Source organism: Streptomyces durocortorensis, assembly GCF_031760065.1.
Lineage (GTDB): Bacteria > Actinomycetota > Actinomycetes > Streptomycetales > Streptomycetaceae > Streptomyces.
In genome coordinates, this window is record NZ_CP134500.1 from 6222786 (window position 1) to 6246130 (window position 23345).

17 protein-coding genes are annotated in these 23345 nt (G+C 73.7%); 11 read left to right on the forward strand and 6 right to left on the reverse strand.

Features of this window, described 5'->3' with window-relative positions; translation table 11 throughout:
- The 4 genes from RI138_RS27470 to RI138_RS27485 all read left to right on the forward strand — a co-directional run bounded on the left by RI138_RS27470 (position 1) and on the right by RI138_RS27485 (position 5822).
- Complete coding sequence (locus RI138_RS27470; RefSeq protein WP_311122039.1) at positions 1–2247, forward strand: bifunctional serine/threonine-protein kinase/ABC transporter substrate-binding protein; 2247 nt, start codon at positions 1–3, stop codon at positions 2245–2247.
- Positions 2248–2558: 311 nt separating this feature from the next.
- Positions 2559–3587 carry an L-threonine 3-dehydrogenase gene (gene tdh, locus RI138_RS27475; protein ID WP_311122040.1) on the forward strand — a complete coding sequence of 343 codons (1029 nt, stop codon included), beginning with the start codon at positions 2559–2561 and terminating at the stop codon, positions 3585–3587.
- Between the two features lie 65 nt (positions 3588–3652).
- Entirely contained in the window at positions 3653–4852 is a 1200-nt protein-coding gene (locus tag RI138_RS27480) for a glycine C-acetyltransferase (RefSeq protein ID WP_096626128.1), read from the forward strand.
- 46 nt (positions 4853–4898) lie between these two features.
- Positions 4899–5822 carry a LysR family transcriptional regulator gene (locus tag RI138_RS27485; RefSeq protein WP_096626130.1) on the forward strand — a complete coding sequence of 308 codons (924 nt, stop codon included), beginning with the start codon at positions 4899–4901 and terminating at the stop codon, positions 5820–5822.
- Between the two features lie 184 nt (positions 5823–6006).
- Here the strand turns inward: RI138_RS27485 and RI138_RS27490 are convergent, their stop codons facing one another.
- The gene (locus RI138_RS27490; RefSeq protein WP_311122041.1) at positions 6007–6399 is read right to left on the reverse strand and encodes a VOC family protein; all 393 of its coding nucleotides are present in this window, start codon (positions 6397–6399) and stop codon (positions 6007–6009) included.
- 102 nt (positions 6400–6501) lie between these two features.
- Here RI138_RS27490 and RI138_RS27495 point away from each other — a divergent pair, with 102 nt between their 5' ends.
- On the forward strand, positions 6502–7158 hold the full coding sequence (locus tag RI138_RS27495) for a nucleoside/nucleotide kinase family protein (RefSeq protein ID WP_311122042.1): 657 nt from the start codon (positions 6502–6504) through the stop codon (positions 7156–7158).
- Positions 7159–7251: 93 nt separating this feature from the next.
- The gene (locus tag RI138_RS27500; protein ID WP_311122043.1) at positions 7252–8400 is read left to right on the forward strand and encodes an aminopeptidase P family protein; all 1149 of its coding nucleotides are present in this window, start codon (positions 7252–7254) and stop codon (positions 8398–8400) included.
- A gap of 66 nt (positions 8401–8466) precedes the next feature.
- Here RI138_RS27500 and treZ read toward each other — a convergent pair whose 3' ends face one another.
- A complete protein-coding gene (gene treZ / locus RI138_RS27505; RefSeq protein ID WP_311123031.1) occupies positions 8467–10227 on the reverse strand; it encodes a malto-oligosyltrehalose trehalohydrolase in 1761 nt (586 codons plus the stop codon).
- Positions 10228–10397: 170 nt separating this feature from the next.
- Between treZ and RI138_RS27510 the strand changes: the two genes are divergently transcribed.
- Both RI138_RS27510 and RI138_RS27515 read left to right on the forward strand, forming a co-directional pair.
- Positions 10398–11825 (forward strand): GH1 family beta-glucosidase, encoded by a 1428-nt coding sequence (locus RI138_RS27510; protein ID WP_311122044.1) that lies wholly within the window; start codon positions 10398–10400, stop codon positions 11823–11825.
- Positions 11826–11839: 14 nt separating this feature from the next.
- On the forward strand, positions 11840–12970 hold the full coding sequence (locus RI138_RS27515; RefSeq protein ID WP_311122045.1) for an alpha-L-fucosidase: 1131 nt from the start codon (positions 11840–11842) through the stop codon (positions 12968–12970).
- Here the strand turns inward: RI138_RS27515 and RI138_RS27520 are convergent.
- Positions 12942–13853: a GNAT family N-acetyltransferase gene (locus RI138_RS27520; RefSeq protein ID WP_311122046.1), complete on the reverse strand. Its 912-nt coding sequence runs from the start codon at positions 13851–13853 to the stop codon at positions 12942–12944. The two genes, RI138_RS27515 and RI138_RS27520, sit on opposite strands and share 29 nt — an antisense overlap.
- 340 nt (positions 13854–14193) lie before the next feature.
- On the opposite strand from RI138_RS27520, the gene RI138_RS27525 reads away from it, so the two are divergent.
- Complete coding sequence (locus tag RI138_RS27525) at positions 14194–14763, forward strand: DUF1707 and FHA domain-containing protein (RefSeq protein ID WP_311122047.1); 570 nt, start codon at positions 14194–14196, stop codon at positions 14761–14763.
- 22 nt (positions 14764–14785) lie between these two features.
- Here the strand turns inward: RI138_RS27525 and lpdA are convergent, their stop codons facing one another.
- Positions 14786–16207 (reverse strand): dihydrolipoyl dehydrogenase, encoded by a 1422-nt coding sequence (gene lpdA / locus RI138_RS27530; RefSeq protein ID WP_311122048.1) that lies wholly within the window; start codon positions 16205–16207, stop codon positions 14786–14788.
- A 109-nt stretch (positions 16208–16316) separates the two neighbouring features.
- On the opposite strand from lpdA, the gene RI138_RS27535 reads away from it, so the two are divergent.
- Complete coding sequence (locus RI138_RS27535) at positions 16317–17288, forward strand: LysR family transcriptional regulator (protein ID WP_311122049.1); 972 nt, start codon at positions 16317–16319, stop codon at positions 17286–17288.
- 46 nt (positions 17289–17334) lie between these two features.
- Positions 17335–18330: a cytochrome P450 gene (locus RI138_RS27540; RefSeq protein WP_311122050.1), complete on the forward strand. Its 996-nt coding sequence runs from the start codon at positions 17335–17337 to the stop codon at positions 18328–18330.
- A 144-nt stretch (positions 18331–18474) separates the two neighbouring features.
- On the opposite strand, the gene treY is transcribed toward RI138_RS27540, so the two are convergent.
- Positions 18475–20853, reverse strand: coding sequence for a malto-oligosyltrehalose synthase (treY, locus tag RI138_RS27545; protein ID WP_311122051.1), 2379 nt, complete (start codon positions 20851–20853; stop codon positions 18475–18477).
- 81 nt (positions 20854–20934) lie between these two features.
- Complete coding sequence (gene glgX / locus RI138_RS27550) at positions 20935–23064, reverse strand: glycogen debranching protein GlgX (protein WP_311122052.1); 2130 nt, start codon at positions 23062–23064, stop codon at positions 20935–20937.
- Between the last annotated feature and the right edge of the window lie 281 nt (positions 23065–23345).

The following is a 23345-nucleotide window of genomic DNA, read 5'->3' on the forward strand; positions in this document are numbered from 1 at the left end:
GTGCGGCCCCTCACCTCCGAGGACCCCCGCACCATCGGCCCCTACCGGGCCCTGGCCCGGCTCGGCGCGGGCGGCATGGGCGTGGTCCACCTGGCGCGCTCGGCGGGCGGGGCGCTCGCCGCCGTCAAGGTGATCCGGGCCGAGCACGCCGCCGACCCCGCGTTCCGGGCCCGCTTCCGCCGCGAGGCCGAGGCCGCCGCCCGGGTCTCCGGCCCCTGGACCGTCCCGGTGCTCGGCGCGGACACGGAGGCCCGCGAACCGTGGCTGGCGACCGCGTACGTCCCGGGCCCCTCGCTGGGCGAGGTGGTCGGCGCCGGGGGTGCGCTGCCGCCCGACACCGTGGCGGCGCTGGGCCGCCGACTGGCGGAGGCGCTCGCCGCGGTGCACACGGCCGGGCTGATCCACCGCGACGTGAAACCCGGCAACGTGCTCCTCGCCCTCGACGGCCCCCGCCTCATCGACTTCGGGATCGCCCGCCACGAGGGCGCGACCGCGCTGACCGCCACCGACGCGGTGATCGGCACCCCCGGCTACCTCGCCCCCGAACAGGCGACGGCCGGACCGCTCGGACCGGCGTGCGACGTGTTCTCGCTCGGCTGCGTCCTCGCGTACGCGGCGACCGGCCGCCGCCCTTTCGGCGAGGGCGGCGCGGCGGGCGTCCTGTTCCGCACGATCCACGAGGACCCGGACCTGACGGGTGTGCCCCCCGTCCTGCTCCCCGTGATCACCGCCTGCCTGGCCAAGGACCCGTCGGACCGCCCGCCCGCACGGCGGATCGCGGCGGATCCGGGGGCAGGGGCGTCTCCCGACCTCCGTGACCCCCGCGAGGCATGGGGGCAGCCAGGGACGAGACCGGACAGTTCGACCCCCTGGGTCATCCCCGCCGGGCTCACCGCGCTGATCGCCGAGCGGTCCGCCGCCGCCCTCACGCTGCCCGACCCCGAGCCGCTGCCGACCACGCTCACCCCGGCCGGGGACGGCACCGGGGACGTTGGCGAGGACGGCGCGGAGTCCCGCCGCTCCCGCCGCTCGCGGCTCGCCCGGCGGAGGCTCCTGACCGCCGGGGCGGCCGGAGCCGTCCTCCTCACCGGCGGCTCCACCGCCGCGTGGCTCGCCGGGCGGCAGCGTCGAGCGGGGAGCGGCGGCCCCTCCGCGGGCTCCGGGGAGCCGCCCACGTACACGATCGGGCTCCACGCCGATCTCAGCGGACCCGGGCGGGCCACGGGCCTGGCCCACCGGCGCGGCGTCGAACTCGCGGTCGCCGACCACAACTCCCGCAAGGAACAGGCGCTCCGGCTCGCCCTGCGGACCGAGGACGACGCCGGGGACCCCCGGCAGGCGCTCCGGACGGCGGACCGGCTGGGCGCGGACCCCGAGGTCATCGCGGTCGTCGGGCCGACCGGTGACGTGCTGCGGGAGGAGATCGTCGAGCGGTACGCCAAGGCGCGGCTCGCCCCGGTCGTCGTCGCGGCGGGGGCCACCACCGTCGAGACCGGCTCCGGTGCCGACCTCCACCTCTGCCTCACCCGCACCCTCGACCGTGCGCTCGCCACCGGCCTCATCGGCTACCTCGTCAACACCCGCCCCGCCAAGCGCATCCTCCTCGTCCAGGACGCGGCCGATCCCGTGCTCGGCGGCGAGATCGGCGGCACGTTCCGCAACGCCACCCCGACCGGCTCCACCCTCATCGAGCACCCGCTTCCCCGGGGCGCCGCGGGTTACGGCGGGGCGGCCCGCAAAGCCGTGACCGCCCGGGCGGACGCCGTCGTGCACGCGGGCGGCGACGCGTCCCGGGCCGCCCGGCTGGCCACCGCCCTGGCGGACGCGGGCTTCACCGGCACCCGGCTCGCCGCCGGACCCGCCCTCGGGCCCGCCTTCCTCACCGGAGCGGGCAGGGCCGCCGAGGGCTGGGTCTTCGCCGAGGCGTACTCCGACCCCGCGGCCCTCCCCGCGGCCCGGGCGTTCACCGCCGCCCACCGCAAGCGCTTCGGCGCACCCCCTGCCACCTGGGCCGCCGAGGCGTACGACGCGGTCCATCTGATCGCCCGCGCCGCCGGGGCCACCAGTGCCTCGGGCGAGCTCCGCAGCGGCATGGCCCGCCGACTCGTCCGGACCGAGCACCGGGGGATCGTGCGGACCCTCGCCTTCCACGCCTCGACCCGCCAGGCGCGGCACGAGAACGGGATCTTCCTCTACCGGATCGAGAACGGCCGCCCGCGCTTCCTGGGCCCGTACGACGAGCTCTGAACCGGCCCGGGACCGGGCAGCCGGCGGCAGCGGTCGGTGAAGCCACGGCCAGGCATGAAGATCTCCTGCGGGCGCGCTTAAGAAATCCTCGATGGACCCTGGCCCCGTCGTACGGCAGATTGCTCCGTGACGGCCGAGGATGGCGCGTGGAGCCGTGCGACGTATGACGTACGACGTGCTCCGTCCCGTCCCGCCGTGCCCCTTCCCAAGGGGTCACCCCGAAAAGACCACCCCGGGCCGCAGGGTTCCTCCGACATGCCCCCAGGCCCGGGGTGTCCACCACCCGCGCACCACGTCAGGGAGCCGCAGCCGTGAAGGCACTCGTCAAGCAGAAGGCCGAACCGGGACTGTGGCTGATGGACGTGCCGGAGCCGGAGTACGGCCCCACCGACGTCCTGATCAAGGTCCTGCGCACCGGAATCTGCGGCACCGACCTGCACATCCGGGCCTATGACGGCTGGGCGCAGCAGGCGGTCACCACCCCGCTCGTCCTCGGCCACGAGTTCGTCGGCGAGGTCGCCGCGACCGGTTCCGACGTCGTCGACATCGCGGTCGGCGACCTGGTCAGCGGCGAGGGCCACCTCGTGTGCGGCAAGTGCCGCAACTGTCTCGCGGGCCGCCGCCACCTCTGCCGCTCCACGATCGGCCTCGGCGTCGGCCGGGACGGCGCGTTCGCCGAGTACGTCGTGCTGCCCGCCTCCAACGTGTGGGTGCACCGGGTCGCCGTCGACCTCGATATCGCCGCGATCTTCGACCCGTTCGGCAACGCGGTGCACACCGCGCTGTCCTTCCCGCTGGTCGGCGAGGACGTCCTGATCACCGGCGCCGGACCGATCGGCATCATGGCCGCCGCCGTCGCCAAGCACGCCGGTGCCCGCAATGTGGTCATCACCGACGTCAGCGAGGCCCGCCTCGCGCTCGCCCGCAAGGTCGGCGTCAGCCTCGCCCTCAACGTCGCGGACCGGACCATCGCGGACGGACAGCGCGAGCTGGGCCTGCGCGAGGGCTTCGACATCGGCCTGGAGATGTCCGGCCGCCCCGAGGCGATGCGCGACATGGTCGCGAACATGACGCACGGCGGCCGGATCGCGATGCTCGGACTGCCCGCCGAGGAGTTCGCCGTGGACTGGTCCCGGATCGTCACCTCGATGATCACCGTCAAGGGGATCTACGGCCGCGAGATGTACGAGACCTGGTACGCCATGTCCGTCCTGCTGGAGGGCGGCCTCGACCTCGCCCCCGTGATCACCGGCCGGTACGGCTACCGCGACTTCGAGGCGGCCTTCGACGACGCCGCGAGCGGCCTCGGCGGCAAGGTCATCCTCGACTGGACCGTCTGACCAGTCTGACCAGTCTGACCCGTCTGACCTTCGAACTTCTCCTCGAACCCTTAAAGGAACCCGGCATGTTCGACTCCGTACGCGACGATCTGCGCACCACCCTCGACGAGATCCGCGCCGCCGGGCTGCACAAGCCCGAGCGCGTCATCGGCACCCCGCAGTCCGCGACCGTGGCCGTCACCTCCGGCGGCCGCCCCGGCGAGGTCCTCAACTTCTGCGCCAACAACTACCTGGGCCTGGCCGACCACCCCGAGGTCATCGCCGCCGCCCACGAGGCGCTGGACCGCTGGGGCTACGGGATGGCCTCCGTCCGCTTCATCTGCGGCACCCAGGAGGTCCACAAGGAGCTGGAGCAGCGGCTCTCGGCCTTCCTCGGCCAGGAGGACACGATCCTCTACTCCTCCTGCTTCGACGCCAACGGCGGTGTCTTCGAGACCCTGCTCGGCGCGGAGGACGCGGTGATCTCCGACGCCCTCAACCACGCCTCGATCATCGACGGCATCAGGCTCTCCAAGGCCCAGCGCCACCGCTACGTCAACCGGGACATGGCCGACCTGGAGAAGCAGCTCAAGGAGGCGTCCGGGGCCCGCCGCCGTCTGATCGTCACCGACGGCGTCTTCTCGATGGACGGTTACGTCGCCCCGCTCCAGGAGATCTGCGACCTGGCAGACCGCTACGACGCGATGGTCATGGTCGACGACTCGCACGCCGTCGGCTTCGTGGGTCCCGGCGGCCGCGGCACGCCCGAGCTCCACGGTGTCATGGACCGGGTCGACATCATCACCGGCACTCTCGGCAAGGCGCTCGGCGGGGCCTCCGGCGGCTACGTCGCGGCCCGCGCCGAGATCGTCGCCCTGCTGCGCCAGCGCTCGCGCCCGTACCTCTTCTCCAACACCCTCGCCCCGGTCATCGCCGCCGCGTCCCTCAAGGTCATCGACCTGCTGGAGTCGGCCGGGGACCTGCGCGAGCAGCTCAACGCCAACACCGAGCTGTTCCGTACCCGGATGACCGCGGAGGGCTTCGACGTCCTGCCCGGCGACCACGCCATCGCCCCCGTCATGATCGGGGATGCCGCGAAGGCGGGCCGGATGGCGGAACTGCTCCTGGAGCGCGGTGTGTACGTGATCGGGTTCTCGTACCCCGTCGTCCCGCAGGGCGCGGCCCGTATCCGGGTCCAGCTCTCGGCCGCGCACTCCACCGCCGACGTGAACCGCGCGGTGGACGCGTTCGTCGACGCGCGGGCGGCGCTGGACGCGGAGGCGTAACCGCCCACCGGGTGGGCGGGCCTCCGCCACCTGGGACAATGGGCACATGATCGATGCGCGGCGGCTGCGAATCCTCCGTGCGGTGGCCGACCACCGCACGGTGACCGCGGCCGCCGCCGCGTTGTATCTGACGCCCTCCGCGGTGTCCCAGCAGCTCGCCGCCCTGGAGCAGGAGACCGGTCACCGTCTCGTCGAACGCGGGGCGCGCGGGGCCCGGCTCACCTCCGCGGGCGAGATCCTCCTCAGCCACGCGAACGTGGTCCTGGCCCAGCTGGAGCGGGCCGAGGCGGAGCTCGCCGACTACAGCGCGGGCGTCGCCGGTACGGTCACGGTCGCCGCGTTCGCCACCGGTATCGGCCTCGTCCTCGCCCCCGCCCTCAGGGAGCTCGCCCGCACCGCGCCCGGCATCCGGGTCAGGGTCCAGGACGCGGAGGGCGACGCGAGCGTGCCGATGGTGCTGGACCGGCAGGTCGACGTGGCGGTGGCCGTGGAGTACCGGGGCGCCCCCGCCGAGGACGACCGCCGTCTCACCCGCGTCCCCCTGTACTCGGAGCCCTTCGACGCGGTGCTCCCGGTGGACCACCGCCTCGCGGACCAGGCCCAGGTGGCGGTCGCGGACCTCGCGAAGGACCCGTGGATCGGCCCCTACCCGGGGAACCCCTGCCACGACGTGGTGGTCCTGGCCTGCGAATTCGCCGGGTTCGCCCCGCGCCTGGAGCACTCGTCGGACGACTTCCGGGCGGTGGTCGCGCTGGCCGGGGCGGACGCGGGGGTGGCGCTGGTACCGCGCTCGGCCCTAAGCGGGATGGAGCTGACCGGGGTGGTCGTCCGCCCGGTCGAGGGCAGCGCCCCCACCCGCCGGGTCTTCGCGGCCGTACGGCAGGGGGCCGAGGGCCATCCGCTGATCCGGCCGGTGCTGGCGGCGATGGAGGCGGTGGCGGTACGGGAGGCGGGACTCGCACGGGCGTGAGCACCGCCCCTCCCGGCCGGTGAGGCGGACCGAGCGTCCGATCCCGCGGCCCTTGGACCCCCCCGTGATCCGGCCGCCCCGCGCGGCAGCGCCGCGATGCCCCCCTTCGCCCAGCACGATGACCGAGTACAGCCCGAGCCGATCCCCAGGTGCGCGCTATCGGCGGACTGGCCCGCGCTCCGGGTCAGTCCGCGGGCTGCAACAGGTCCCACCGGTTGCCGTAGAGGTCCTCGAAGACCGCGACCGAGCCGTACGTCTCGTGGCGCGGCTCTTCCAGGAAGCGCACCCCGGCCGCGGTCATCCGGGCGTGGTCGGCCGCGAAGTCCTCGGTGTGCAGGAAGAAGCCGACCCGCCCGCCGGTCTGCGCCCCGACCCGTGCGGCCTGGTCCTCGTCCTTGGCACGGGCCAGCAGCAGCCCCGTACCGGACGCCGCCCCGCGCGGGCGCACCACCACCCAGCGGGTGCCGTCGCCCCGGTCGGTGTCCTCCACCGGTTCAAACCCGAGCGCGTCACGGTAGAAGGCGACGGCCTCGTCGTAGTCGCGGACGACGAGGGTGACCAGGGCGATGTGGGACACGGGGGGTCCTTCCACAGGCTTGAGGCAGGCGCAAGGCGTGAGGCCGAAGTAGTTATACGTAACACTAACGCTTTCGGTCCCCGCCCCCGCACAATGCCCCGCATGGACTTCCTGGACGGTACGACCACCGGCGGCCGGGCCGCGCTGACGGACCGGGCCCGCGCGCTCGCGGAGGGCGGGCAGCGGCGGGTCCTCGGTATCGCGGGCCCGCCCGGGGCCGGGAAGTCCACGCTCGCCGAGCGCCTGGTGGCCACTCTGGACGGACGCGCCGTCCTCGTCCCCATGGACGGCTTCCACCTCGCCGCCGCCGAGCTGGACCGCCTCGGCCGCGCCGACCGCAAGGGCGCCCCCGACACCTTCGACGCGGCCGGGTACGCGGCGCTCCTGCGGCGGCTGCGCGACCCGGACCCGGTCCACCCGGTGTACGCACCCGCCTTCGACCGGGCTTTGGAGGAGCCGGTCGCCGGGGCCCTGGCCGTAGAGCCGGACGTGCCGCTCGTCATCACCGAGGGCAACTACCTGCTGCTGGAGGACGGGCCGTGGGCGCCGGTGCGCGGGCTGCTCGACGAGGTGTGGTTCCTGGACCTCGACCCGGAGATCCGGGTGCACCGGCTCGTCGAGCGCCATGTGCGGTACGGCAAGCCCCGGCCGTACGCACGCGAGTGGGTCGCACGGTCCGACGAGGCGAACGCCCGGCTGGTGCTCAGCGGCCGCGACCGGGCCGACCTGATCGTGCGGCAGCCGACGCGCGAGCGATAGGCCGTGTCCGGCCCGAGCCGGTCGCGGTCGCCCCGCCGAACGGGCAGGATGCTGTGTGCCGAGCCGAGCAGTGTCGCCAGGAGGTCAGTCAGGATGCCCAGCACCAGCCCGTCCGCCCAGCGGTCCGCCCCGCCCGCACCCTTCACCGCCGACGACTACCGGGCCCGGATGGCGCGGGCCGCCGAGTCCGCCGCCGGGGCCGGGCTCGCCGGGGTGATCGTCGCGCCGGGGCCCGACCTCGTCCACCTCACCGGCTACCGGCCCGTGAGCACCGAACGCCTCACGCTCCTCGTGCTGCGGGCCGGGCAGGACCCGGTCCTCGTGGTCCCGACCCTGGAGGCGCCCGACGCGGCCGCCGCCACCGGGGCGCCCGCGCTCACCCTGCGGGACTGGACCGACGGCAAGGACCCGTACGCGGTGACCGCCCCGCTGCTGGACGCCGAGGGCCGCTTCGGCGTCAGCGACAACGCCTGGGCGATGCATCTCCTCGGCCTTCAGCGGGCGTTGCCCGGCACCTCCTACACCGCGCTCACCGAGGCGCTCCCGATGCTCCGCGCGGTGAAGGACGTTGCCGAGCTGGAGCGTCTCACGGCCGCCGGCGCCGCCGCCGATGCCGCGTACGAGGAGATTCTGAAGGTCAGGTTCTCCGGCCGCCGGGAGGTCGACGTGGCGACCGATCTCGCCGCCCTGCTCCGGGAGTTCGGGCACTCCCAGGTCGACTTCACCGTCGTCGGCTCCGGCCCCAACGGGGCCAACCCGCACCACGAGGCGGGCACACGCACCATCGAGCGGGGCGACATGGTCGTCCTCGACTTCGGCGGCCTGAAGCACGGCTACGGCTCCGACACCTCCCGTACGGTCCATGTCGGCGAGCCCACCGCCGAGGAGCAGCGGGTCCACGACATCGTCCGCGAGGCCCAGCGGGCGGGCTGCGCCGCCGTCCGGCCCGGAGCCGCCTGCCAGGAGATCGACCGGGCCGCCCGCGCGGTGATCACCGAGTTCGGCTACGGCGACCGGTTCATCCACCGCACCGGCCACGGCATCGGCGTCACCACCCACGAGCCGCCCTACATGATCGAGGGCGAGGAGCAGCCGCTAGTCCCCGGCATGTGCTTCTCCGTGGAGCCGGGCATCTACCTCCCGGGCCGGTTCGGCGTCCGGATCGAGGACATCGTGGCCGTCACCGAGGACGGCGGACGGCGGTTGAACACCACCGCCCGTGAACTGGCCGTCGTGGAGTAGCGCGCCCCGGCCCGGGGTCCGGCGTGGCTCAGGCGTCGGCCCCGGCCCCCGGGTCCGGGGCGCGGCTCAGTCGTCCGCCAGCACCACGCACGACTCGGGCGGCAGATGCAGCACCCCGTCCGCCCCCGGCGCCTCCACCGGCTCCCAGGCCGCCAGCACCCGCCCCCCGGCCCGCCGGTGGCGGCCCCAGCCCAGCGGGATCGCGGCGGACTCGTCCGCCAGGTTCACCGCGATCCGCAGATCGCCCCTGCGGTACGCCAGCCAGCGGGCGTCCTCGTCGAACGCGGTCTTCACCGAGGCCAGGTCGGGATCGTGCAGATCGGGCAACGTCCGCCGCAGCGCGATCAGTTCGCGGTACCAGGCGAGCAGTCGTGCGTGCGGTTCGCGCTCCGGCTCGGCCCAGTCCAGGCAGGAGCGGTCCCGGGTGGCCGGGTCCTGCGGGTCGGGGATCTCCTCCTCCGCCCAGCCGTGCGCGCCGAACTCCCGCCGCCTGCCGTTGCGTACGGCCTCCGCCAGCTGCGGGTCCGTGTGGTCGGTGAAGAACTGCCAGGGTGTGCGCGCACCCCACTCCTCACCCATGAACAGCATCGGCGTGAAGGGCCCGGTCAGCACGAGCGCCGCCGCGCATGCCTGGAGGCCGGAGGAGAGCGAGGCGGCCAGCCGGTCGCCGAGCGCCCGGTTGCCGATCTGGTCATGGGTCTGCGCGTACCCGACGAAGCGGTGCGCCGGGGAGCGGCTCACGTCGACCGGGCGGCCGTGCGTGCGGCCCCGGAAGCTGGAGTAGGTCCCGTTGTGGAAGAACGCCGAGGTCACCGTCTTGGCCAGGGCGGCGAGCGGGGCACGGGCGAAGTCCGCGTAGTAGCCCTGGGACTCGCCGGTGAGCGCGGTGTGCAGCGCGTGGTGGAAGTCGTCGTTCCACTGGGCGTGCAGTCCGAGGCCGCCCGCCGTGCGGGGGGTGGTGGTGCGCGGGTCGCAGAGGTCGGACTCGGCGATGAGGCCGAGCGGCCTGCCCAGCTCCAGGGCAAGCGCGTCGACGGCCGTGGACAGCTCCTCCAGGAAGGTGAGCGCCCGGGTGTCGGCGAGTGCGTGCACCGCGTCGAGCCGCAGCCCGTCGAGCCGGTAGTCGCGCAGCCAGGCCAGCGCGCTGCCCAGCAGGAACGCCCGCACCTCGTCCGAGCCCGGCGCGTCCAGATTGACCGCCGCGCCCCACGGGGTGTGGTGGGTGTCGGTGAAGTACGGGCCGAAGGCGGGCAGATGGTTGCCGGACGGGCCCAGGTGGTTGTGGACGACGTCCAGGACCACGCCGAGCCCCAGCCCGTGCGCCGTGTCGACAAAGCGCTTGAGGCCCTCCGGCCCGCCGTACGGTTCGTGGACCGCCCACAGCGAGACACCCTCGTACCCCCAGCCGTTGGTGCCGGGGAACGGGCAGACCGGCATCAGCGACACATGGGTGACGCCCAGCTCCGCCAGATGGCCCAGCCGGGCCGCCGCCGCGTCGAACGTGCCCTCCCGGGTGTACGTCCCCACATGGAGCTCGTACAGGACCGCGCGGTTCAGCCGACGCCCCGCCCACCCGTTGCGCCAGGCGTACGCCTCCTGGTCGACGACCGCGCTCGGCCCGTCGGGCCCGTCCGGCTGGCGCCGCGAGCGCGGATCGGGCAGCAGCGGCCCGTCGTCCACCCGGAACCCGTAGCGGTCCCCGTCCGCCGCCTCCGCCTCGACGCCCCACCACCCCTCCCGCAGCGGATCGCGCTCCATCGGGGAGCGGACGTCCGCCGCCTCCAGCACGACCGCGTCCGCCTCGGGGGCCCACACCTCGAACTGCATCCACCACTCCTCGTCCCTGGACAGGCCCTGCACGGCTCCGGCCCTCTGGAACGAGCCCGTCACCGGCCGTTAAGGTCTGGTCCTGATCATTGCCCGCCGAGGTTCCCGCTCATACAGGTTCTGCTCGTACGTACGGGCTCTGCACGTACGTACGGCTGCTGGAGGCCGCTATGACCGTACCGCTGTTCCCGCCGGGCTTCCTCTGGGGAGCCTCCGCCTCCGCCTTCCAGACCGAAGGGGCGGTCGACGCGGACGGCAAGGGTCCCTCCGGCTGGGACGCCTTCGCCGCGCTGCCGGGCCGGATCAAGGACGGCACCGACACCACCCGGGCCACCGGCTTCCACGCCCGCTACCGCGAGGACGTCGCCCTCCTCGCGGGCCTCGGGGCCGACGCCTTCCGGTTCTCCGTCAGCTGGCCCCGCGTGGTGCCCGGCGGCAGCGGAGCCGTCAACGCCGACGGGCTCGACTTCTACGACCGGCTCGTCGACGAGCTCTGCGCCCACGGCATCACCCCCGCCCCGACCCTCTACCACTGGGACACCCCGCTCCAGCTGGAGGAGGCGGGCGGCTGGCTCGACCGGGACACCGCCCACCGCTTCGCCGAGTACGCGGGGATCGTCGCCGAACGCCTCGCCGACCGCGTCCCGATGTGGATCACCATCAACGAGCCCGCCGAGGTCACGCTGCTGGGCTACGCGCTCGGCGAGCACGCCCCCGGCCGCACCCTGCTCTTCGACGCCCTGCCCGCCGCCCACCACCAGCTCCTCGCCCACGGCCTCGCCGTCCGGGCCCTGCGCGCGGCGGGCGCGGACAACATCGGCGCCGCCCTCTCGCACGCCCCGGTCTGGACGGCAGGGGACACCGACGAGGACCGCTTCGGCGCGGAGCTGTACGACACGCTCACCAACTGGCTGTTCGCCGAGCCGATCCTCACCGGCCGCTACCCCGACGAGAGCCTCGCCGCGCTGATGCCGGGACCGGTCGCCGACGACCTGAAGGTCATCTCCACGCCGCTCGACTGGTACGGCGTCAACTACTACAACCCCACCCTGGTCGGCGCTCCCCGCCCGGAGGCGCTGGAGACCTTCTCCGGCTTCACGATCCCCGACGAACTCCCTTTCGGCATAAGGGAGATCGAGGGGTACGAGAAGACCGGATTCGGCTGGCCCGTCGTCCCCGAGGGGCTGACCGAGATCCTCACCCGGCTGCACACCCGCTACGGTGACCGGCTCCCCCCGCTCCTCATCACCGAGAACGGCTGCGCCCTGGACGAACCGCACGCCGACGACCGCCGTATCGCCTATCTGGAGAGCCACCTCACCGCCCTGCGAGCGGCGATGGACGCAGGGGTGGACGTACGCGGCTACTTCACCTGGTCGCTCACCGACAACGTCGAGTGGACGGAGGGGGCCTCCCAGCGGTTCGGCCTGGTCCACATCGACTACGAGACGCTGACCCGTACGCCGAAGGCCTCGTACGCCTGGTACCGCGACCTGATCCGCACACAGAAGCAGAAACAGAGGCAGGGCCAGGAGCAGCAGCAGAACCGGAACCGGAACCCGGCGGTCGAGGGGGCTTACGCCACGCCCCCCGAGTGATCAATACTCCCGCCATGGTCGCTTCATGGTGGTCCCGGGCCCGGCTGGGGATCTTCGTTCACTGGACACCCGCCTCCGTCCCCGGCTGGGCCCCGCCCTACGTCCCCGCCGTCGAACTCCCGGCGGCGGGCCGGCGTGCGCCGCTCGGCTGGACCTCGTACGCGGAGTGGTACGAGAACGCGCTCCGCTTCCCCGGCTCCCCGGTCGCCGCCCACCACCGCGCCACCTACGGCACCCGCCCCTACACGGACTTCGGCCGCGACTTCGAGGACGGGCTCGCCACCTGGGACCCGGCCGCCTGGGCCCGTTCCTTCCGGAAGGCGGGCGCGGGGTACGCGGTCCTGGTCGCCAAGCACCACGACGGGTACTGCCTCTGGCCCTCGAAGACGGAGAACCCCCACCGCACCGGCTGGCACACCACCCGGGACGTGGTCGGCGAGTTCGCCGAAGCCGTACGGGCCGAGGGCCTTCGCTTCGGCGTCTACTACTCCGGAGGGCTCGACTGGACCTTCGACGACCGGCCCATCGGCACCGCCGCCGACATGTTCTCCGCCGTCCCGCGCGGAAGGTACCCCGCCTACGCGGACGCGCAGCTGCGGGAGCTGATCCGCCGCTACCGCCCCGACATCCTCTGGAACGACATCGCCTGGCCCGCCTCCGCCACCGAGATCCGCTCTCTGGTCGACTTCTACCGCTTCACCGTCCCGCACGGCGTCGTGAACGACCGCCTGCTGCCCTACGCACCGCACTGGCGGGGCCTGCGCCTCCCGGGTGCGAAGGCGCTGTACAACTGGTGGGACCGCCGGACGGTGGCACAGGGCGAGGGCTTCGTCCCGCGCACACCGCCCGTCTTCGACTTCCGCACCCCGGAGTACGCCCGCTGCACCGGCTCAGGCCCGTACGAGATCACCCGGGGCGTCGACCACAGCTTCGGCTACAACCGCGACTCAGCCCCGGACGCCTTCATCGACCGTCCCACGCTGTCCTCCCTGCTCCGCGACACGGCGGCCGACGGCGGAAACGTGCTGCTCAACGTGGGGCCGCGCGGCGAGGACGCGACGATCCCCGCCGAGCAGCAACTCCGCCTGGAGTGGCTGGCCGAGGAGGCCGGGGCCCTCACACCAGATGGACCCATTCCTGGGTGATCGGGTACCCGGCGCGGGCGAACGCGGCGGCCATCGGCACGTTGCCCCGGTCCGTCGCGCCCGCGACGAACTCGGCGCCCTGCTCGACGAGGAAGCGCGTGCACTCCACCAGCAGGTCGTAGCCGTAGCCGTGCCCGCGCGCCTCGGGCACGACCCCGATGAAGCCGACGCAGGGCCCCGACGGATTGTGCGCGGGCACCTGGATGCCCGCCACCTCGCCGTCCGGCGTGTACGCGAGCCGCCACCACTCCCGCGGCGAGGGGCACCAGTGGAAGAAGTCCAACTCCTCCTGGGCCGCCGCATCCAGGCCGCCGGGGCCCTCGATGGCCTTGCGGGCGTGGGCGTCCAGGGTCGCCGAGTGCACGCGGCGCAGCACATCGAGGATGACCGCGTCGTCCGGCTCGGGGCGGAAGGTGAGCCGCCCGGTCCGCTCCGGCAGCGGGCAGTCGGGGGTCCACCGGTAGCGGTAGCGCTCGACCAGCGGCTTCATGCCGGCCGCCGTCGCGGCGGCGACCCGCGCCTCGACGGCGGCCCGCACCGCCGGATCGTCCCGCCACTTGGCGGGCGCGATCAGCTCGTACTCCTTGTCGAACGGGGCGCGGCGCAGGAGTTCGGCGCCCGCCTCCGCCTCCCCGTCCGCGAAGTCGAACCAGTTGAGCACGACGGGCTCGGTGTCGTCGGGCCCGCCCCACCAGGCTGCCCTGGCGACCACGGTGTTCTCGCGCAGGGCGACCCAGGACCAGTCGGGGCGGTACTCGCCGCCGTCCGCCACGGTGGCGTAACGATGGCCGAACGCTCCGCGGCCGACGAGAGCGGCGTCCTGGAAAGAGTGGAAGAGATCGGCGTCGCTCGGGGTGAGCGCGCGAATGACCAGATCGGTCATGAAGGAGTCCTCCGGGGACGAAATGCCGCGCTCCCGGTCAGACGGAGTCCGACACCGCCCGGTGGACGGGGCGGGAACGCGGGGGTGAGAAGCTGCGGATACCGGTGATGCCGGTGGTGTGCTCTCGCACGGTCCCACCTCCTTTCACGACCTGGGCCGGATTCCGGTGCCGACCGTAGCCGCCGCCCGCGCCTGCTGTCCACCGGATTCAACGGGGCAGATCCCCGCCCCCTGTTGAACACCGGGCAAGTGGCCCCGCGTAGGAGCCACGCAGGTCAGCGCGGGAGGAAACACGGCCCTGCCTGGACACCCCGGGCCCCTCGGCCCGACAATCGACAGCGTGACATCCTCCTTCGAGTTCCACGCGTCTCCCGCTCGGCTGTCGGACGCCCAGCGCGACCGTGTCCTCGGCGTGCTCAGAGAGGGTGCCGCACAGGGCAAGCTGTCGCACGACACGTTCATGCGCCGCATGGAGCTCGCCCTCGTCGCCCGTCGCCCCGAGGAACTGGCGGCCCTCACCTCCGACCTGGAGACCGGCGGCAGCCGCTGGTCGCAGGGGCTCGTCCGAGCGGTCGGCGGGATCTCCGCCTTCCCCGGCAGGCTGCGCCGGGCCTGGCAGACCGAGCGGCTCCCCAAGCTGCTGCTCCCCGCCCCGAGCCCCTACCCGCTGCTCGTCGGCCGCGACCCGGCGAACGGGTTGCGCCTCAACCACGAGACGGTGTCCCGGCTGCATGCCGAACTGACCGTGCAGAACGGCCGCTGGGTGCTGCGCGACCTCGGCTCGACCAACGGCACCTGGGTCAACGGACAGCGGCTCGTCGGCTCGATCCCGGTGCGCGACGGGGACCAGGTCAGCTTCGGCCGGATGAGCTTCCGCCTCACCGACCCGGCCCACAGCCCGCCGGCCTGACGTCGGGTGTTCCTGCCCCGGGTCAGTGCTGCTGGTGCAGCCCCCGCCCCGCCAGCGTGAGGAAGGCCTCACCGACGGCCTCTACGAGCGTCGGATGCGGGTGGATGTGATGGGCCACATCGGCGGGCTCCGCGTCCCAGCCGACCACGAGCTGGCTCTCCGCGATCATCTCCGAGACGTGCGGGCCGACGAGATGGACACCCAGAACCCGGCCCGCCCGCTCGGCCACCACCTTCACCAGCCCGCCCCTGCCGTGCACCATGCCCTTGGCGACGGCGGTCAGCGGCAGGGTGTTGACCACCACGTCGTGTCCCGCCTCCCGGGCCTGCGCCTCGGTCAGGCCCACCGCGGCGGTCTGCGGCGATGAGTACGTGACCCGGGGGACGGTCGCGTAGTCGACCGGGGAGGTACGCAGCCCGGCCAGCGTCTCAGCGACCAACAGCCCCTCCGCGAACGAGGCGTGGGCCAGCCCGAGCGAGGGAGGCGGCAGCAGGTCGCCCACCACGTGGACGCCCGGCACCGCCGTCTCCAGCCGCGACCAGTCGGCGGGCACGACATGGCCCCGGCCGTCAGTGGCCAGCCCCGCCGCCGCGAGCCCCAGTCCGCCCGTCACCGGCTCCCGGCCGACCGCGACCAGCAGCCGTTCGGCCGCCACCGTACGGGTCTCGCCCCGGGCGGTCCGGACGACGGCCCGCACCCCGTCGTCCACCGCCTCCGTCTCCAGCAGCCGCGCACCGGTCTCCACCTGGATGCCCCGTTTCCTCAGCCCCCGGGCCAGATGCCGCGACACGTCCGCGTCCTCCAGCGGCACCAGCCGGTCGGCGGCCTCCAGCAGCGTGACGGCGGCCCCCAACGACCGGTGGAGCGAGGCGTACTCGACACCGATCGCACCACCGCCCACCACCAGCACCGACCCGGGCAGCCCCGGCGCGTACAGCGCGTCGTCGCTCGTCACCACCCGCTGCCCGTCCGCCGCCGGGCCCGGCGGCATCCGGGGCCGCGACCCGGTCGCCAGCACCACCCCGCGCCGGGCGGCGACCTCCCCGTACCCGCCGATCCGGGCGGAGCGCGGGCCCGTCAGCTCGGCGCTGCCGCGCACGACCCGCACCCCGGCCTGCGCGAGATGTCCCTCCACCCCGCGGTGGTTGCGCGCCACGATGTCGTCCCGGGTCGCGACCAGGGCGGGCCAGTCCACCGCGTCGAGCGTCGCCTTCACCCCCCACCGCTCCCTGGCCTCCGCGATGCCGTCGACGAGTTCGGCGGCGTGCAGCATCGCCTTGCTGGGGATGCAGCCCCGGTGCAGACAGGTGCCGCCGACCAGGTCCCGTTCGGCGAGCACCACGTCCAGCCCCAGGGCGGCGGCCCGCAGTGCCGTCGAGTAGCCGCCGGTACCGCCGCCGATGACCAGTACATCGGTGGCGCTCTCTGTGTACGTCCGTGTCATGGGTCCACCATCGTCCTGGCCCCGGTCATGCGTCCAAGGCAGAGTATGCGTGGAGCCGATGCACAGAATTTATGGCACGGTGCGCGGAGTCCTTTGGGAGGAGCGAGATATGAGTTTGCGTCAGATGGAGTACTTCGTCGCGGTCGTCGAGGAGTCCTCCTTCACCCGGGCCGCCGAACGCCTCCATGTCACCCAGCCCGCCCTCTCCCACCAGGTCAAGGCCCTCGAACGGGCCGTCGGCGGCGAGCTGTTGGAACGGCTGCCGCGCGGCGTCCTGCTCACCCCGATGGGCCGAGCCTTCCTGCCGCACGCCGAACGCTCCGTCCGCAGTGCCGCCCAGGCCCGGCGCGCCGCCCGCGCCGCCGCCGGTGCGGAGGGCGGCGAACTGCACATCGCCACGGTGCACTCGGTGGCCGTCGGCATTCTCCCCGAGGTGTTCGCGCACTGGCGGCGCGCCCACCCGGGCGTCGGCCTCGTCCTCCACGAGTACGCGAGCACGGAGGCCCTGGAGGAACAGGTGGAACGCGGCACCGCAGACCTGGCCGTCGGCCCGTTGCCGGGGCGCTGGACCGGGCCCGTCGTCCCGGTGGGGGAGGAGGAGATCGTCCTCGTCGTCCCGTTCGACGACCCGCTGGCCGGACGTTCGTCCGTCGCCCTCCACGAGCTGGCCGACCGGTCCTGGGTGCGGTGCGCCATGGAACCCGTCGTCCAGGGCCGCCCCTTCCTGGAAGGAGTCTGCGAGGCAGCGGGCTTTGCACCCCCTACGGCGGTGTGGACCGAGCACACCTCGACGGCGGTCCGGATGGCGGCGGCCGGGGTCGGCGTGTCCACCGCGCCCGCCCACATCGTGCGGGGCGCGATCGGCGAGGACTGCGCGGTCCTCAGCGTCGACCCGCCCTGGCTGCGCGCCCTCGGTGTCTTCTCCCGGGTGCCCCTGACCGGAGCGGCGCACGCCTTCACCGAGCTGCTCCGCTCCCTGCCCACCGCCGGCCTCCGCGCCTTCCCGCCCGGCCGCCCCGACACCCCCTCACCCGAACGGCCGTACGCCGACTGCGGTGCGCCGTCGCCGGTGGTCCGCTGAGAGGACGCGCGCCGACCGTCGGCGCACCGATTCCAGGGGGCGCGGGATGCCGGCCGACCGCCCCGAAGCCCTGCCCGCCGCCCGCCGCCGGCACCGGCTCGCGGGCGGCCATCCGGGCCTGCTGGCACCGGGGGCCGCTACGGACCCGTACCGGCTGCGCCTCTACCGCGTGCTGCGCACCGACTACCCGCTGGGCTACGACCCGGGCCTCGGCGCCTGGCTGCTGAGCCGGTACGCGGACGTGGCCCTGGCCCTCACCGACCGCCGGTTCACGGGCTACCCGCACGACGGGTCCCCGCGAGGCCGGGCCCCCATGCCGCTCGGGCTCTGCCGGGGCAGCGTGGTCTGCACCCCGCTGCCCGGTGGCGGGGTACCGGGCCCGGGCACCGCCTCCTTCGTCGAGCGCACCGCCTACGTCCTGGCCCGCCGCATAGCCGGGCGCGGCGGGGCGGACCTGGTCGGCGAGTTCTGCCGGTGGCTCCCCGCCGGGGCGGCCGGGCTCTCCTACCCGGACGTGAACGCACCGCCGCGCCGCGGGGCCGGTGGCTGCGCCGGACCCACCGCGCTCCGCGAGAAGGCCCTCGCCTCGTTCCTCGCGAACATGCTGGACGCCCCCGACCTGCTGGCCGCCGCACGGAGCGGTCCGGGAGCCGGGGCGCTCCTGGGACGCTCCTGGGCCGAGACCCTGCGCCGTGACCCGCCCGTCCAGATAGTGCTGCGCCGCACCCGCGCCGAGGTGGCGGTGAGCGGCGGCACGCTGCCCGCCGGGGCGCCCGTCGCCTGCCTCGTGGGCGCGGCGGGGCGCGACCCGGCCCGGTTCGGCGCGCCCGACCGGTTCGATCCGCTGCGCGCCGACGCGGACGCGCTGATCACCGGCCCTGCGGGCTGCCCCGCCGCCCTGCTCGGCCGACTGGAGGCCGAACAAGGACTGCGGGCCCTGCTCACGGCGATGCCCGGCATCCGCTGGGCCGACGGCTTCCGACCGGTGGCAGGCGGCTTCCTCACCCGAGGCCCGCGCGCCCTGCTGGTACGGGCGTCCTGACCGCCGCAGCCCGCGCGGCGCGGGGGAGGGCCCGTATGTGCTCCGCCCCGTGCCACGCCGGGGGAGGGCCTTCCGCGTGCCCCGCCCGCCCCCGGAGTCGTGAGTCCCTGCACGCCCCGCCCCACCCACCGCAGGCGCGAGCCCCTACGCATCCCGCCCCACCCGCCGCAGCAGCGCCACCGGCCGCTCCGCGAACAGCTCGCGCGCCGCCACCGTGCCGCCCGCGAACTCCCGGCCCGGCGAGGCCGACAGCACATCCCGCCAGGGCCCCGGGCACGGGAGGTCCACCACCGTGTCGCGCCAGCCGCCCTCCTCCGCCAGCCGCAGCGACAGCCGGGTCACCGCCGTGACCACCTCGCCCGACCGGCAGAACGCCACCGCGTGGGGCGCCGCCGGGCCCCGGGTCTCCAGCGGTGCGTACGTCCCCGACTCCCCGAACGCCTCGGGCAGCTCCCGCCGCAGCCCCAGCGCGGCCGCCGTCAGCGCCTGCTTCTCGTCCGGGACCTCGGGCCGCCGGAACGGGCGCCGGTTGTCGGGGTCGACGAGGGCCAGGTACTCGCTCTCCGTGCCCTGGTAGAGGTCCGGCACCCCCGGCATCGTCAGCTGCACCAGCGCCGCCCCCAGGACCTGGGCGCGGACATGCGGGGCGAGGGCGTCCGCGAACTCCGTGACCAACTGCCGGGCCGGCCCCGACGCGCTGCCCGGCCCGGCGGCGACGAAGTCCGATACCGCCCGCTCGTACGCCGGGTCCGGCTCCGTCCAACTGGTGAACAGGCCCGCCTCGCGTACCGCCTTCAGCAGGGCCGGTTCCAGCCGTCCGGCCAGCTCGTCGGCGGGCAGCTCCGCGCAGCCGTACGCCGACTGCCAGGCCGCCCAGGCCAGCTGCGGGTCCGGGGCCCCGACAGGCGTGGCCGCCGTCAGTTCGGTCATCAGCGCCGCCCACCGCTGCGGGCACTGGGACAGCACCGCGATCCTGGCCCGCACGTCCGCGCTGCGCTTGGTGTCGTGGGTGGTCAGGACCGTGCCGGTGGCGGGCCAGTCGCGGGCGATCCGGGCGGCGAAGGCGTGGAACTCCTCCGGTGACACGGCGGGCCGGCCCGGGTCCCCGCCCACCTCGGTGGCCGAGATCAGCGGGACGTACCGGTAGAACGCGGTGTCCTCCACCGACTTGGCGTGCAGCGCGGACGCCGTCTGCGCGAACCGGGCGCAGAACGCCGTCTGTTCCTCCCCGTCCCCGAGCCGCCCGAGCGCCAGATCCCGTACGACGTCGACGGCCGCTGCCTCCTCCGGCACGGAGAACACCGACTTCGCTTCCCGAACCGCCTCGTCGGTCAGGGTCGCCTCCGCGATCCGGGTCGGCGGCTCGCCCGCCGTGACATACGGGCGGTAGACCGGAATCCGTACCAGCAGTTCCCGCACCGCCGTCCGCAGCGCCCAGGGGGCGTGATCGCGCAGCGCCGGGTCGCGGCCGCAGATCCCGGCCGCCAGCCGGGTCAGCCAGGCCGTCTCGGCGGCCAGTTCGTGGGTCGCCACCCGGTACGCGGCCCGTCGCACCGTCGCCTTCCAGTAGCCGCCCCGGTCGCCGGGCGGGCCCGCGAATTCCCGGTAGCGGCCGAGCAGCTCCGCCGCGCCGGACGGATCGGTGAACAGCCCGTCGATCCGGTGCAGCGCGTCGTAACCGGTCGTGCCCGCCACCGCCCACTCCACGGGCAGGCTCTCATCGCCGGTCAGGATCTTCTCCACCACCGTCCAGCGGCCGCCGGTCGCCTCGTTCAGGCGCTCCAGATAGGCGGCGGGGGCGGCGAGGCCGTCCGGGTGATCGATCCGCAGCCCGTCCAGCACCCCGTCGCTCAAAAGTTCGAGGACCTTGCCGTGGGTGGCGTCGAAGACCTCGGGGTGCTCGACGCGGACCCCGATCAGCTCGGAGACGGTGAAGAAGCGGCGGTAGTTCAGCTCGGTGCGCGCCAGCCGCCACCAGCCGAGCCGGTAGTGCTGGGCGTCCAGCAGCCTCGGCAGCGGAAGCTCGGCCGTGCCCGCCCGCAGCGGGAACTCCAGGTCCTTGTAGCGCAGCACATCGCCGTCCACCGCCAGGGCGTCCAGCTCCTGGCCGAGCGGGCCCGCGAGCACCGGCAGCAGCACCTTGTCGCCGCCCGCCGCCCAGTCGATGTCGAACCAGCGGGCGTACGGGGACGACGGGCCCTCGCGCAGCACCTCCCACAGCTGACGGTTGTGCCGGGGCGCGGCCGCCATGTGGTTGGGCACGATGTCCAGGACCAGGCCGAGCCCGTGCTCCCGGGCCGCCGAGGCGAGCGACCGCAGTCCGTCCTCCCCGCCCAGCTCCGCCCGGACCCGGCTGTGGTCGACCACGTCGTAACCGTGCCGGGAGCCGGGGACCGCCTCCAGGACGGGCGACAGGTGCAGATGCGAGACGCCGAGCGCGGCGAGGTACGGCACGGCCTTCTCGGCTGCGGCGAACGGGAAGTCGGGCTGGAGCTGAAGCCGGTACGTGGCGGAGGGCGTCATGGACTCCTACGTACCCCGCCCGGGGCGGTCTGTGTCACCCCGGGCGGGACGCTCACCCCCGCCGCTCCTCCTCGCCGCCGCTCAGGCCGGGCGTTTCAGCACCGTCAGGCTGCGTCCGATCAGCGTGACCCGCTCGCCCTCGGCCACCTTCGGCCCCGTCCCCGGAGGCACCCCCTCCGGCCGTGCGGTGTCGACGACGACCTGCCACTGCTCCCCGTGGTCGACCGGGACGGCGAACTCCAGCGTCTCGGCGCTCGCGTTGAACATCAGCAGGAACGAGTCGTCGGAGATCCGCTCCCCGCGCGGCCCCGGCTCGGAGATCGCATGGCCGTTCAGGAACACGGTCATCGCCTTGGCGTGGGCCGCCTGCCAGTCCTGCTGCGTCATCTCCTCGCCCTCGGGAGTGAACCAGGCGATGTCGGACAGCTCGTCGTGGGTGCCCTCCACCGGCCGCCCGTGGAAGAAGCGGCGACGCCGGAACACCGGGTGGTCGCGGCGCAGCCACACCATGGTCCGGGTGAACTCCAGGAGGGCGCGGCGGGGGTCGTCCTCGGGGGCCGTCGGGTCGGGCCAGTCGATCCAGGACAGCTCGTTGTCCTGGCAGTAGGCGTTGTTGTTGCCCTGCTGCGTACGGGCGAACTCGTCGCCGTGGCTCAGCATCGGCACGCCCTGCGACAGCATCAGCGTGGCGATGAAGTTCCGCATCTGCCGCCCCCGCAGCGCCAGGATCTCCGGATCGTCCGTCTCACCCTCGGCGCCGCAGTTCCAGGACCGGTTGTGGCTCTCGCCGTCCCGGTTGTCCTCCCCGTTGGCGTCGTTGCGCTTCTCGTTGTACGAGACGAGGTCGTTGAGGGTGAAACCGTCGTGGCAGGTGGTGAAGTTGATCGAGGCCAGCGGGCGGCGCCCGTCGTCCTGGTAGAGGTCGGACGATCCTGTCAGCCGTCCGGCGAACTCCGCCAGGGTGCGCGGCTCGCCCCGCCACAGATCGCGGACCGTGTCGCGGTACTTGCCGTTCCACTCGGTCCACAGCGGCGGGAAGTTGCCCACCTGGTAGCCGCCCTCGCCCACGTCCCACGGCTCGGCGATCAGCTTGACCTGGCTGACCACCGGGTCCTGCTGGACCAGGTCGAAGAACGAGGAGAGCCGGTCGACCTCGTGGAACTGGCGGGCGAGCGTGGCCGCCAGGTCGAAACGGAAGCCGTCCACATGCATCTCGGTCACCCAGTACCGCAGCGAGTCCATGATCATCTGAAGGACGTGCGGGGACCGCATGAGCAGGGAGTTCCCGGTACCCGTGGTGTCCATGTAGTACCGCTGATCATTGGTCAGACGGTAGTAGGAGGCGTTGTCGAGGCCCCGGAAGGAGAGCGTCGGCCCGAGGTGATTGCCCTCGGCCGTGTGGTTGTAGACGACGTCGAGGATGACCTCGATGCCCGCCTGGTGCAGGGCCTTCACCGCCTGCTTGAACTCCAGCACCTGTTCGCCGCGCTCGCCCCAGGAGGCGTAGGCGTTGTGCGGGGCGAAGAAGCCGATGGTGTTGTAGCCCCAGTAGTTGGCGAGCCCCATGTCCGCCAGCCGGTGGTCCTGGACGAACTGGTGAACGGGCATCAGTTCGATCGCGGTGACGCCCAGTTCGGTGAGGTGGGCGATCACCTCGGGGTGGGCCAGGCCCGCGTACGTACCACGCAGCTCGGGCGGCAGCCCCGGATGGAGCATGGTCAGGCCCTTCACGTGGGCCTCGTAGATGACGGTGCGGTGGTAGTCCGTCCGGGGGCGGCGGTCGTCGCCCCAGTCGAAGTACGGGTTGACCACCACGGAGCTCATGGTGTGCGGCGCCGAGTCGAGGTCGTTGCGGGCGTCCGGCCTGCCGAACGGATAGCCGTACACCTCCTCGCCCCACTCGATCTTTCCGGCCACCGCGCGGGCGTACGGATCGAGCAGCAGCTTCGCGGAGTTGCACCGCTGCCCGCGCTGGGGCTCGTAGGGTCCGTGCACCCTGAAGCCGTACCGCTGACCCGGCATCATCCCGGGCAGATAGGCGTGGCGCACGAAGGCGTCCGTCTCGCGGAGCTCCACCGCCGTCTCTGAACCGTCGTCGTGCAACAGGCACAACTCGATCCGGTGGGCGGCCTCCGAGAAGACCGCAAAGTTGGTACCGGCGCCGTCGTACGTGGCGCCGAGGGGATACGCGTGTCCCGGCCAGACCTGCATGATGAAGACTCTTCCACTTCTGATCCGGGTGCGGTGGCTTTCCTCGGCCCGATACTCACCGAATACTCCCCGAAAACGGTGCGCTCACCTAGGACGTCGCCCGGTGCGGCCGAGTCCCGTCGCCCGGCCCCGCCGCACCGGTCAACTTCGGACACTCCGGTGCCGCCCCGGACGCGCTTACGGACACCGTGGCGCGCCCGGCGTCCGGTTCCCGGCCCGGAACAGGGTGCCCAATCACTATGAATCCGCTCACTCCACCCGATCTCGCCGCAAGGAATTGG

Coding starts and splice junctions, on each gene's coding strand:
- RI138_RS27480 (WP_096626128.1), top strand. CDS start 3,653: ATGTTCGACTCCGTACGCGACGATCTGCGCACCACCCTCGACGAGATC.
- RI138_RS27485 (WP_096626130.1), top strand. CDS start 4,899: ATGATCGATGCGCGGCGGCTGCGAATCCTCCGTGCGGTGGCCGACCAC.
- RI138_RS27495 (WP_311122042.1), top strand. CDS start 6,502: ATGGACTTCCTGGACGGTACGACCACCGGCGGCCGGGCCGCGCTGACG.
- RI138_RS27500 (WP_311122043.1), top strand. CDS start 7,252: ATGCCCAGCACCAGCCCGTCCGCCCAGCGGTCCGCCCCGCCCGCACCC.
- treZ (WP_311123031.1), bottom strand. CDS start 10,227: ATGCAGTTCGAGGTGTGGGCCCCCGAGGCGGACGCGGTCGTGCTGGAG.
- RI138_RS27510 (WP_311122044.1), top strand. CDS start 10,398: ATGACCGTACCGCTGTTCCCGCCGGGCTTCCTCTGGGGAGCCTCCGCC.
- RI138_RS27515 (WP_311122045.1), top strand. CDS start 11,840: ATGGTCGCTTCATGGTGGTCCCGGGCCCGGCTGGGGATCTTCGTTCAC.
- RI138_RS27520 (WP_311122046.1), bottom strand. CDS start 13,853: ATGACCGATCTGGTCATTCGCGCGCTCACCCCGAGCGACGCCGATCTC.
- lpdA (WP_311122048.1), bottom strand. CDS start 16,207: ATGACACGGACGTACACAGAGAGCGCCACCGATGTACTGGTCATCGGC.
- RI138_RS27535 (WP_311122049.1), top strand. CDS start 16,317: ATGAGTTTGCGTCAGATGGAGTACTTCGTCGCGGTCGTCGAGGAGTCC.
- RI138_RS27540 (WP_311122050.1), top strand. CDS start 17,335: ATGCCGGCCGACCGCCCCGAAGCCCTGCCCGCCGCCCGCCGCCGGCAC.
- treY (WP_311122051.1), bottom strand. CDS start 20,853: ATGACGCCCTCCGCCACGTACCGGCTTCAGCTCCAGCCCGACTTCCCG.
- glgX (WP_311122052.1), bottom strand. CDS start 23,064: ATGCAGGTCTGGCCGGGACACGCGTATCCCCTCGGCGCCACGTACGAC.